The sequence below is a fragment of the Kitasatospora sp. NPDC007106 genome, assembly GCF_040634455.1.
Classification (GTDB): domain Bacteria; phylum Actinomycetota; class Actinomycetes; order Streptomycetales; family Streptomycetaceae; genus Kitasatospora; species Kitasatospora arboriphila.
On record NZ_JBEYFP010000154.1, the window covers coordinates 1 to 11,434 of the forward strand.

The 11,434-nt window shown below is 73.6% G+C and carries 8 protein-coding genes; 7 read left to right on the plus strand and 1 reads right to left on the minus strand.

Going from position 1 to position 11,434, the window contains the following annotated elements; genetic code table 11:
- Both ABZ641_RS15485 and ftsY read left to right on the plus strand, forming a co-directional pair.
- Nucleotides 1-1,117: AAA family ATPase (locus ABZ641_RS15485; protein WP_359982177.1), on the plus strand; the 1,117-nt coding region annotated here is incomplete at its 5' end.
- A gap of 91 nt (nucleotides 1,118-1,208) precedes the next feature.
- The gene (ftsY, locus tag ABZ641_RS15490) at nucleotides 1,209-2,423 is read left to right on the plus strand and encodes a signal recognition particle-docking protein FtsY (protein ID WP_344625142.1); all 1,215 of its coding nucleotides are present in this window, start codon (nucleotides 1,209-1,211) and stop codon (nucleotides 2,421-2,423) included.
- A gap of 118 nt (nucleotides 2,424-2,541) precedes the next feature.
- Here the strand turns inward: ftsY and ABZ641_RS15495 are convergent, their stop codons facing one another.
- Nucleotides 2,542-3,243, minus strand: coding sequence for a bifunctional DNA primase/polymerase (locus ABZ641_RS15495; protein ID WP_344625141.1), 702 nt, complete (start codon nucleotides 3,241-3,243; stop codon nucleotides 2,542-2,544).
- A 548-nt stretch (nucleotides 3,244-3,791) separates the two neighbouring features.
- Here ABZ641_RS15495 and ABZ641_RS15500 point away from each other — a divergent pair.
- The 5 genes from ABZ641_RS15500 to ffh form a co-directional block, all read left to right on the plus strand.
- Nucleotides 3,792-5,246, plus strand: a complete 1,455-nt coding sequence (locus ABZ641_RS15500) for a hypothetical protein (RefSeq protein WP_344625140.1) — start codon at nucleotides 3,792-3,794, stop codon at nucleotides 5,244-5,246.
- A gap of 357 nt (nucleotides 5,247-5,603) precedes the next feature.
- Nucleotides 5,604-6,932, plus strand: a complete 1,329-nt coding sequence (locus ABZ641_RS15505; protein ID WP_344625139.1) for an ammonium transporter — start codon at nucleotides 5,604-5,606, stop codon at nucleotides 6,930-6,932.
- Nucleotides 6,932-7,270, plus strand: a complete 339-nt coding sequence (locus tag ABZ641_RS15510) for a P-II family nitrogen regulator (RefSeq protein ID WP_030275697.1) — start codon at nucleotides 6,932-6,934, stop codon at nucleotides 7,268-7,270. The genes ABZ641_RS15505 and ABZ641_RS15510 overlap by 1 nt, the downstream gene beginning before the upstream one ends.
- 91 nt (nucleotides 7,271-7,361) lie before the next feature.
- Nucleotides 7,362-9,812, plus strand: coding sequence for a [protein-PII] uridylyltransferase (locus ABZ641_RS15515; protein WP_359982182.1), 2,451 nt, complete (start codon nucleotides 7,362-7,364; stop codon nucleotides 9,810-9,812).
- Between the two features lie 131 nt (nucleotides 9,813-9,943).
- A partial coding sequence (ffh, locus tag ABZ641_RS15520) for a signal recognition particle protein (RefSeq protein WP_359982185.1) occupies nucleotides 9,944-11,434 on the plus strand: 1,491 nt, incomplete at its 3' end.

The window sequence follows — 11,434 nt, forward strand, 5'->3', positions numbered from 1 at the left end:
CCGCGCCCGGCACGAGGCCGCGGTCGCCACCGCGGTCGCCGACGGCGCCCGGGTGCTGCTCGCCGCCGTCGGGTCCTCGCTGACCGCCGCCGACGCCGAACGCACCGCCGTCGAGCAGGACCGCACCGGGCGGGAGGCCGAGCTGCGCACCGCCCGCGAGCACGGCCGCGAACTCAAGGCCGAACTCGACCGGCTCGTCGACGCGGGCCACCGGGACGAGGTGCTGCGCGCCGAGAAGCGGCTGCGCATCGAGCAGTTGGAGTCCCGCGCGCTGGAGGAGTTCGGCATCGGCGGCCAGGAGCTGATCGACGGCTACGGCCCCGACCAGCCCGTCCCGCCGCCCGTCCCGGAGGACGGCGCCGAGCCCGGCGAGCCCCGCCCGTACGACCGGGCCGAGCAGGAGAAGCGGCTCAAGGCCGCCGAACGCGCCTACCAGCAGCTCGGCAAGGTCAACCCGCTGGCTCTGGAGGAGTTCGCCGCACTGGAGGAACGGCACCGCTTCCTCGGCGAGCAGCTCGACGACCTCAAGAAGAGCCGGCGCGACCTGATGGACATCGTCCGGGACGTCGACGCCCGGGTCGAGCAGCTGTTCAGCGCCGCCTTCCAGGACACCGCCGCCCAGTTCGAGGGCGTCTTCTCCCGGCTGTTCCCCGGCGGCGAGGGCCGGCTGGTGCTCACCGACCCCGAGTCCATGCTGACCACCGGCGTCGAGGTGGAGGCCCGGCCGCCCGGCAAGAAGGTCAAGCGGCTGTCGCTGCTCTCCGGCGGCGAGCGCTCGCTGACCGCCGTCGCCCTGCTGGTCTCCATCTTCAAGGCCCGCCCCAGCCCCTTCTACGTGATGGACGAGGTGGAGGCGGCGCTCGACGAGACCAACCTGCGCCGGCTGATCGCGATCATGGAGGAGCTCCGGGAGAGCTCCCAGCTGCTCGTCATCACCCACCAGAAGCTCACCATGGAGGCCGCCGACGCCCTCTACGGCGTCACCATGAAGGGCGACGGCATCTCCCAGGTGATCAGCCAGCGGCTGCGCGTGGGGGCACCTCCCGGCCGCCAGGCCGGGGGAGAGCACGACGGGGGAGAGCACGAGGAGAGGCGCACCCCGGCCCCGGCCGGCTGAGCCCGCGCCCGGCGGGCCCACGGACGGTGAGCGAGCCACGCCGCCCGGCTACTCCCGGCGGCGCGGGGGCGTCGCCGATACTGGGGGGGTTATGGAATACGTGATCCTTGCCGTAGTCATCGCCGTGGTCGCCGTCGGCGCGATCGCTGGCCTCGTCGTCAACGGCAGACGACGCAAGCCGGTGCCTCCCAAGCCCGAGGCACCCGTCATCACGCCGCCGCGCGAGCCGCAGGTCGGCGAGGAGTCCGCCCCGCCCAGCGAGGCACCCGTCCAGACCATCGAGGAGGTGCAGCTCCCCGAGGCCACGACGGCCCCCGAGGCCCCCGAGGTCCCGGTGGAGGCACCGGCGGAGGCCGCGGCCCCGCCGGCGGTCGAGGTACCCGAACCCACCGCGGGCCGGCTCGTCCGGCTGCGCTCCCGGCTCTCCCGCTCGCAGAACGCGCTCGGCAAGGGCCTGCTCACCCTGCTCTCCCGGGACCGCCTCGACGAGGACACCTGGGAGGAGATCGAGGAGACCCTGCTCACCGCGGACATCGGCGTCGCGGCCACCCAGGAGCTCGTCGACAGCCTCCGCACCCGGGTCAAGGTGCTCGGCACCCGCTCCCCCGCGGAGCTGCGCGGCCTGCTGCACGAGGAGCTCGTCGCGCTGATCGGGCCGGACGCCGACCGCACCGTCCGCTCCACCAAGCACGAGGAGGGCCCGGCGGTCGTCCTGGTCGTCGGCGTCAACGGCGTCGGCAAGACCACCACCACCGGCAAGCTCGCCCGCGTGCTGGTCGCCGACGGCCGACGGGTGGTGCTCGGCGCGGCCGACACCTTCCGCGCCGCCGCCGCCGACCAGCTCCAGACCTGGGGCGAGCGGGTCGGCGCGCACACCGTCCGCGGGCCCGAGGGCGGCGACCCGGCCTCGGTCGCGTTCGACGCCGTCAAGGAGGGCATCGCCGAGGGCGTCGACACCGTCCTGATCGACACCGCGGGCCGGCTGCACACCAAGACCGGCCTGATGGACGAGCTCGGCAAGGTCAAGCGCGTCGTCGAGAAGCACGGCCCGGTCGACGAGGTGCTGCTCGTCCTGGACGCCACCACCGGCCAGAACGGCCTCGTCCAGGCCCGGGTCTTCGCCGAGGTCGTCGACATCACCGGCATCGTGCTGACCAAGCTCGACGGCACCGCCAAGGGCGGCATCGTCGTCTCCGTCCAGCGCGAACTCGGCGTGCCGGTCAAGCTGGTCGGCCTCGGCGAGGGCGCCGACGACCTCGCCCCCTTCGAGCCGGCCGCCTTCGTGGACGCCCTGATCGGAGACTGATCGGCAACTGACCGGCGACCGGACGGCACGGCCACCACGGCACGGCCACGACAGCAAGAGCGGCGGGCCGCCGCCCCTTCACCGGGGCGGCGGCCCGCCGCTCTTCGTACGACTCGGGTCAGGAGGCGAGCCAGGCCGGCTCGCAGGCGCGGGCCCGGCCGCGGTGGCAGGCGTACGCCAGGGTGCCGAGCAGCAGACGCGCCTCCGGCGGACAGGCCGCGCTCTCCCTGGTCGGGCGGCGCAGCCAGCGCATCGGCCCGAGCCCGCCGAGCACGGTCGGCGGCGCCGCCACGTACGCGCCCGCACCGTGGCAGACCAGGTCGAGCGAGGCGTCGTCCCAGCCCGTCCGGTAGAGCAGTTCGGGCAGCCGGGGGGCGGTGCCGGGGGCGACGAAGAACAGCAGCCGGCCGGCGGGGGAGGCGATCACCGGCCCGACCTGGGTGCCCATCCGCTCCAGCCGGACGAGCGCCTGCAGACCGGGCTGCTCCGGCACGTCCAGCACGTCGAAGTGCAGACCGGCCGGCAGCAGCACCGGCGCGTCCGCGGCCAGCAGCGCGCGCAGTTCGTCCGCGGGGGTGCCGGGTGCGGCCTTCGGGCCGGGCACCGCGTGCAGGCCGGGGGCGGCGCAGTGCGCGGCGGCGCAGTCGCAGACCCCGGGGGAGCGGTGGTGGGCGCGGGCCGCCCCCGCGACGACCGTCCAGCCGAGGCGGGAGGTGTACTCGCCGGCCGCCCGGAGGGTGGTGGCCCTGGTGCGCCGCAGGGTGCCGCGCGGCGCCAGCCGCAGGTGCCGCAGCCGGAGTTCGCCGAACAGGTTGTCCATGCCTCCCCCAACAGGTTCTGGATGCCGGTGGTTACGGGATTGTGACGGTGCGTCGGACGGACCGCGCGGTGCGGGTGGTGCACCGGAGGCGCGCGCCTGTGGATGCGCTCCGATTCGTGCGGCGCGTTCCAGCAGCCGGCGGGCCCCGGAGCTGCGCAGACCGGGAGGTCGCAGTCGCACGAGGATTCCTCCGTCGTCTGGGGTGCCGTCAAAACCGGTAGCATCAGCGGAAGTTGATCCGCCCCCAGGGCGGGAGCCCATCCGTCGGGCATGTGCCGGGGTCACTGCGAACCGGCTACCAGTGAAGCGCGACGCGGCCACTCTTTGTTCACTCTCAGGGGTGGCGAAAGGTGGCGTTTCCTCGGCGGTGCTCCCCCGGATGGCGGAAATCACGTTACGTTCGGCACACGGAGCACAGCGGACCGTCCACAGTACGAGGGTCCGCCTCCTCGGCAGTCGAGCAGGCACGGTACGTCGAGCAAGCGCCCGGACGGTCGGGCACCACGAGCGGGCCCCGAGGCGGGGCCGGGCGGGATGGGGACGTTCCCATGGGAGAGAAGCAACCGAACGAGAAGCTGACGTCGTGGTTCGCCCGAAGCGGCTGGTCCAAGGGCGAGTTGGCGCGTCAGGTCAACCGTCGGGCCCGCCAGATCGGCGCCCACCACGTCAGCACCGACACCTCCCGGGTGCGCCGCTGGCTCGACGGCGAACAACCCCGCGAGCCCATCCCGAAGATCATGTCCGAGCTGTTCTCCGAGCGCTTCGGCTCGGTGGTCTCCGTCGAGGACCTCGGCCTGCGCGCCGCCGTCCCGGTCTCGACCGTCGGCGGCGGCGTCGACCTGCCCTGGAGCGGCGACCAGACCGTCCAGCTGATCAGCGAGTACTCGCGCAGCGACCTGATGCTCAACCGCCGCGGCTTCCTCGGCACCTCGCTCGCCCTGACCGCCGGCGCCGCCCTGATCGAGCCGATGCAGCGCTGGCTGACCCCCGGCCCCGGCGGCGCGCCGACCCCGATCCTCACCGCCGCCAACGGCGGCGAGCCCTACACCGGCCGGCTCTCCGAGCCCGAGATCCAACTGCTCGAGCAGACCACGGTGATGTTCCGCCAGTGGGACGCGCAGAACGGCGGCGGCCTGCGCCGCAAGGCCGTGGTCGGCCAGCTCCACGAGGTCACCGACCTCCTCCAGGAGTCCTATCCCGAGCCCACCACCAAGCGCCTCTTCCGCCTGACCGCCGAACTCGCCCACCTGGCCGGCTGGATGTCCTACGACGTCGGCATGCACCCCAGCGCCCAGAAGTACTACGTCCTGGCCCTCCATGCCGCCAAGGAAGCGGGGGACCGCCCGTTCGGCGCCCTCATCCTGACCGACATGAGCCGCCAGATGATCCACCTCAACCGCGGCGAGGACGCCCTGGAGCTCATCCACCTCGCCCAGTACGGCAGCCGCGACACCGCCACCCCCCGCCAGCAGGCGCTGCTGTACGCGATGGAGGCCCGCGCCTACGCCACCATCGGCGAGGTCAACCGCTGCGCCCGGGCCGCCCGCCTGGCCGAGGACACCTTCAGCGACTGCCGCACCGGCGACGCCGACCCGAACTGGCTCACCTTCTTCTCCGAGGCCGAGCTCAACGCCGAGAACGCGCACTCCTTCCGCGACCTGGCGTACCACTCCAGCCGCAGCCAGCTGTACGCCTCGATGTCCGCGCCGGTGATGGAGCGCGCCGTCGACCTGTTCCGCCAGGACGGCGACCACGTCCGCAGCTACGCCTTCAACCTGATCGGCATGGCCAGCGTCCACCTGCTGCAGAACGAGCCCGAGCAGGCCGCGGTGATGGCCGAGCAGGCCGTCGACATCGCCACCAAGGTCCGCTCCGAGCGGCTGAACACCCGCGTCCGCAAGACCACCGAGGCCGCCAACCGCCAGTACAAGGGCGTGCCCGAGGTCTCCCGGCTCGCCGAGCGGGTCGTGCAGGACATCCCGGAGTTCGCCTCGGCGGTCTGACCGCCACCCGCGAGGGGGCCGGATTCCGGCCACTCGCCCCCCGACCCCGACCGTGGGGGTCCGTGCGGCCTCGTATCCGTACGGGCTCCCCCGCCCTCCGGCCCGCGGGCCCCCACGGTCGGTGAACCACCCCGTACCCGCTGTACCGAGCGGCGGAACGGTAACGCAAGATCTGTCATGGCACGGCCGTGGTTCACGCGCTCGTAACGCTCCCGTCGGTTGCGTCACGGCAGCGAAACACCGAGCCGCATCGGCCGAAATCAGCCTTCGGCACTCTCCTTCACATCGCCGACACCCCGGGTGGCACGGGACAGGGATCCCGGGCGTGGAGCGGCTTCCATTCACGAGGAGACGCCGATGCCGGACGGCTTCAGCGCGGGCGATACCGCCTTTGTGTTCATCTGTGCGGCCCTGGTCATGTTGATGACACCGGGTCTGGCCTTCTTCTACGGAGGCATGGTCAGGGTAAAGAGCACCCTCAACATGCTGGTCATGAGCTTCATCACGCTCGCGATCGTCAGCGTCCTGTGGGTCCTCTACGGCTACAGCCTCGCCTTCGGGCCGGACGCCGGCGCCGGCCTCATCGGCAACCTGGACTTCCTGGGCTTCCGCGGCATCGGGATGAACGACCTCAGCGGCACCATCCCGGTCACCGGGTTCGCCGCCTTCCAGCTGATGTTCGCGATCATCACCCCGGCCCTGATCAGCGGCGCCATCGCGGACCGCGCCAAGTTCACCGCCTGGTCGCTGTTCGTGGCGCTCTGGGTCACCGTCGTCTACTTCCCGGTCGCGCACTGGGTGTTCGCCTTCGACAAGGGCAACGGCGGCTGGCTCGGCGACCGCAACGGCGTCATCGACTTCGCCGGCGGCACCGCCGTCCACATCAACGCGGGTGTCGCGGGCCTGGCGCTCGCCCTGATCCTCGGCAAGCGCATCGGCTTCAAGAAGGACCCGATGCGCCCGCACAGCCTCCCGCTGGTGATGCTCGGCTCCGGCCTGCTGTGGTTCGGCTGGTTCGGCTTCAACGCCGGCTCCGCGCTGGCCGCCAACGGCGTCGCCGGCATGGCCTTCCTCAACACCCAGGTGGCCACCGCCGCCGCCGTCCTCGGCTGGCTCGCCTACGAGAAGATCAAGCACGGCGCGTTCACCACCCTGGGCGCCGCCTCCGGCGCGGTCGCCGGCCTGGTCGCCATCACCCCCGCCTGCGGCTCGGTCTCCGCGCTCGGCGCCATCGCCATCGGCGTCATCGCCGGTGTCGCCTGCGCCGCGGCGATCAGCCTCAAGTACAAGCTCGGCTTCGACGACTCCCTCGACGTGGTCGGCGTCCACCTCGTCGGCGGTGTCATCGGCTCGCTGCTGATCGGCCTCTTCGCCACCGGCCACGTCGGCCAGACCGCCCAGGGCCTGTTCTACGGCGGCGGGTTCGAGCAGCTCGGCAAGCAGGCGCTCGGCGTCGTCGCGGTCGCGGCGTACTCCTTCGTCGTCACCGGCATCCTGGGCCTGGCCATCCACAAGACCATCGGCTTCCGGGTCTCCGAGGAGGTCGAGGTGTCCGGCATCGACCAGGCCGAGCACGCCGAGTCCGCCTACGACTTCACCGCCGTCGGCGCCAGCCTCGTCCGCGCCGTCTCCGCCGCTCCCGCCGCCACCGCCAGCACCGCCGAGAAGGCCGAGGTCGACGCCTGATGAAGCTCATCACCGCAGTCATCAAGCCGCACCGCCTGGACGACGTGAAGGAGGCCCTGCAGGCCTTCGGCGTCCACGGCCTGACCGTCACCGAGGCCAGCGGCTACGGCCGGCAGCGCGGCCACACCGAGGTCTACCGGGGCGCGGAGTACACCGTCGACCTGGTGCCCAAGGTCCGCATCGAGATCCTCGTCGAGGACGACGACGCCGAGCAGCTGATCGACGTCGTGGTCAAGGCCGCCCGCACCGGCAAGATCGGCGACGGCAAGGTCTGGGCCGTCCCGGTCGACACGGCGGTGCGCGTCCGCACCGGCGAGCGCGGCCCCGACGCGCTCTAGCATCAGCACCACACGCTCTTGGCGGACCTGCCCACCGGCAGGTCCGCCGGACGCGTATCCGGCACCCCGCCCCACGGATGGGATCTCCGACGTGACCACGACCGAAGCCCACCCCTCCGACCCGGCCCGCCCGGACGACCACGGCGCCGCCCGCGCCCGGCTGCTCGCCGACCCCGGTCTCGGCGGCGCCGCCCGCCGCACCGCCCTCGCCCGGCTCACCGACGGCTGGCTCGCGGGCCTCCACCGGGACGCCGGCGCACCCGCCGGCACCGCGCTCGTCGCGGTCGGCGGCTACGGCCGCGGCGAACTCTCCCCGCGCAGCGACCTCGACGTCCTGCTGCTGCACGACGGCCCGATCGACCCCCGGCTGCCGGAACGCATCTGGTACCCGGTCTGGGACTCCGGCGCCGCCCTCGACCACGCCGTCCGCACCCTCGACGAGGCCCGCGCCGTCGCCGCGGACGACCTCAAGGCGCAGCTCGGCCTGCTGGACGCCCGCCACATCGCCGGCGACGCCGCGCTCACCGCCTCGCTCCGCTCCACCCTGCTCGCCGACTGGCGGGCCGGCGCCGCCGGCCGGCTGCCCGAACTCCAGCAGCTGTGCACCGAGCGCGCCGAACGCCACGGGGAGCTCTCCTTCCTCCTCGAACCCGACCTCAAGGAGGCCCGCGGCGGCCTGCGGGACGTGGTCGCGCTCAAGGCCATCGCCGCCACCTGGCTCGCCGACGCCCCCCGCGACGGCCTGGAGGCCGCCGCAGCCCGCCTCGCCGACGTCCGCGACGCCCTGCACCTCACCACCGGCCGCGCCACCGAGCGCCTCAGCCTGCAGGACCAGGACCAGGTCGCCGCCCGGCTCGGCGTCCTCGACGCCGACACCCTGCTCCGCCAGGTCTACGAGGCCGCCCGCACCATCACCTACGCCTCCGACGTCACCTGGCGGGCCGTGGACCGCGTCCTCGCCGCCCGCAGCAACCGCGGCCGCCGGCTCTCCCGGATCGCCTTCCCGTTCAGCGGCACCGGCCGCGGCTCCGGCGCGGTCGCCAAGGGCGCCGTGGAGCGCCGCCCGCTCGCCGAGGGCGTCGTCGAGCAGGACGGCGAGGCCGTGCTCGCCCAGGGCGCCCGCCCCGCGCAGGACCCGGTGCTGCCGCTGCGCGCCGCCGCCGCGGCCGCGCAGGCCGGCCTCACCGTCGCCTACGCCACCGTCCGGCGGCTGGCCGCCGAGACCAGGCCGCTGCCGGTGCCGTGGCCCGACGAGGCCCGCGAGCAGCTGATCACCCTGCTCGGCGCCGGCGAGGCCTGCCTGCCGGTCTGGGAGGCGCTGGAGGCCGAGGGGCTGATCACCCGGCTGCTGCCGGACTGGGAGCGGGTGCGCTGCCGCCCGCAGCGCAACGCCGTGCACCGCTGGACGGTCGACCGGCACCTGATCGAGACCGCCGTCAGGGCCGCCGCGATGACCCGCCGGGTGGCCCGCCCCGACCTGCTGCTCGTCGCCGCCCTGCTGCACGACATCGGCAAGGGCTGGCCCGGCGACCACTCCGAGGCCGGCGAGGTCATCGTCCGCGACGTCGCCGCCCGGATGGGCTTCGACAAGACCGACACCGACACCCTCGCCCTGCTGGTCCGCCACCACCTGACGCTGGTCGACACCGCGACCCGCCGCGACCCCGACGACCCGGCCACCGTCGACGCGATCACCAAGGTGGTCGGCACCCTGCCGCACCTGGAGCTGCTGCACGCCCTGACCGAGGCCGACGCCACCGCCACCGGCCCGGCCGCCTGGAGCAGCTGGCGCGCCTCGCTGGTGGGCAACCTGGTCGCCCGGGCGGCGGCCCGCCTCACCGGCGGCGTCAGCCACCCGCCGGCCGGCGACCCGACCGCCGAGCAGGAACGGCTCGCCGTGGAGGCCGCCCGCACCGGCGGACCCGCGCTCTCGCTGCACGCCCACACCGAGACGGGCAGCACCGGCACCACCGGCACCGAGCCGATGGGCGTCGAGCTCACCCTGGCCATCCCCGACCGTCCCGGGCTGCTCGGCACGGTCGCGGGCGTCCTGGCGCTGCACCGGCTCACCGTCCGCTCCGCCTCGCTGCGCGAGCTCGACCCGATCGACGCCGGCCCGGTGCTGCTGCTCTCCTGGACGGTCGCCGCCGAGTACGGCGAACTGCCGGAGGCGGCCCGGCTCCGCGCCGACCTGCGCCGGGCCCTGGAGGGCTCGCTGGACGTCGCCCGCAAGCTCGCCGAACGCGATGCCGCCGCGCCCCGGCGGCGCGGCATCGCCACCCCGCCCCCGGTGGTCTCGGTCGCCCCCGGCGCGTCCTCCAGCGCGACCATCCTGGAGGTCCGCGCGCACGACGCGCCGGGCCTGCTGCACCGGATCGGCCGGGCCCTGGACGCGGCCGGGGTGCGGGTGCGCACCGCGCACGTCTCCACCCTCGGCGCCGACGCGGTGGACGCCTTCTACGTCACCGACGCGGAGGGTCTGCCGCTGGCCGCGGACCGCGCGGTGCAGGTGGCCAGAGCGGTGCAGGAGGCGCTCGGCTGAGCCCCGCGCGGGCGGCCGGGGAGCCGGTGCGCCCGCGGGAATCCCGGGATGGAGACCGTTCGCCGGGCGGCCGGATACCCTGGGGGCGACGACAGTACCCGTACCGATGCCGCAAGGGACCCGCGACCGACGTGTTCGACACTCTCTCCGACCGCCTCGCAGCGACGTTCAAGAACCTCCGGGGCAAGGGCCGCCTCAGCGAGGCGGACATCGACGCCACCGCCCGCGAGATCCGGATCGCGCTGCTGGAGGCGGACGTCGCGCTGCCCGTGGTGCGGGCGTTCATCAAGCAGGTGAAGGACCGGGCCCTCGGCGCGGAGGTCTCCGGCGCGCTGAACCCGGCCCAGCAGATCATCAAGATCGTCAACGAGGAGCTCATCAGCATCCTCGGCGGCGAGACCCGGCGCCTGCGCTACGCGAAGAGCGGCCCGACCGTCATCATGCTGGCCGGTCTGCAGGGTGCCGGTAAGACGACGCTCGCCGGCAAGCTCGGCCACTGGCTGAAGCAGCAGAAGCACACCCCGCTGCTGGTCGCCTGCGACCTCCAGCGCCCCAACGCGGTCACCCAGCTGGGCGTCGTGGCCGACCGCGCCGGCGTGGCCTTCTACGGCCCGGAGCCGGGCAACGGCGTCGGCGACCCGGTGAAGGTGGCCCGCGACTCGATCGAGTACGCCCGCCAGAAGCAGTACGACGTGGTCATCGTCGACACCGCCGGCCGCCTCGGCATCGACGCCGAGATGATGCAGCAGGCCGCCGACATCCGGGCCGCGGTCGACCCGGACGAGGTCCTGTTCGTGGTCGACGCCATGGTCGGCCAGGACGCGGTCACCACCGCCCAGGCCTTCCTCGACGGCGTCGACTTCACCGGCGTGGTGCTCTCCAAGCTCGACGGCGACGCCCGCGGCGGTGCCGCGCTCTCGGTCGCGCACGTGACCGGCCGCCAGATCATGTTTGCCTCCAACGGCGAGAAGGTCGACGACTTCGACGCCTTCCACCCGGACCGGATGGCCTCGCGCATCCTCGGCATGGGCGACATGCTCTCGCTCATCGAGAAGGCCGAGCAGACCTTCTCGCAGGCCGAGGCCGAGAAGATGGCCTCCAAGCTGCAGGGCGGCGGCAAGGACTTCACGCTGGACGACTTCCTGTCCCAGCTGGAGCAGGTCCGCAAGATGGGCTCGATCTCCAAGCTGCTCGGGATGCTGCCCGGCATGGGCCAGATCCGCGACCAGATCAACAACATCGACGACAAGGACGTCGACCGCGTCGGCGCGATCATCAAGTCGATGACCCCCGCCGAGCGCACCGACCCGAAGCTGATCAACGGCTCGCGCCGGCTGCGCATCGCCAAGGGTTCCGGCGTCCAGGTCGGCGAGGTCAACAACCTGGTCGAGCGGTTCTTCGAGGCCCGCAAGATGATGTCCGCGATGGCCTCGGGCAAGGGCATCCCCGGCATGCCGGGCATTCCCGGGATGGGCGGCGGCGGCAAGCGCTCCGCCAAGAAGGCCCCGGTCGCCAAGGGCAAGCGCAAGTCCGGCAACCCGCTGAAGCGGGCCCAGGAGGAGGCGGCCGCCGCCGAGCGCCGCGCGCTCGGCCCCGGCCAGGGCCAGCAGGCCGCGCCGGGC

What these genes read in the sequence shown, in the direction of transcription:
- ABZ641_RS15500 (WP_344625140.1), top strand. Translation starts at nt 3,792, where the DNA reads ATGGGAGAGAAGCAACCGAACGAGAAGCTGACGTCGTGGTTCGCCCGA.
- ftsY (WP_344625142.1), top strand. Translation starts at nt 1,209, where the DNA reads ATGGAATACGTGATCCTTGCCGTAGTCATCGCCGTGGTCGCCGTCGGC.
- ABZ641_RS15510 (WP_030275697.1), top strand. Translation starts at nt 6,932, where the DNA reads ATGAAGCTCATCACCGCAGTCATCAAGCCGCACCGCCTGGACGACGTG.
- ABZ641_RS15495 (WP_344625141.1), bottom strand. Translation starts at nt 3,243, where the DNA reads ATGGACAACCTGTTCGGCGAACTCCGGCTGCGGCACCTGCGGCTGGCG.
- ABZ641_RS15505 (WP_344625139.1), top strand. Translation starts at nt 5,604, where the DNA reads ATGCCGGACGGCTTCAGCGCGGGCGATACCGCCTTTGTGTTCATCTGT.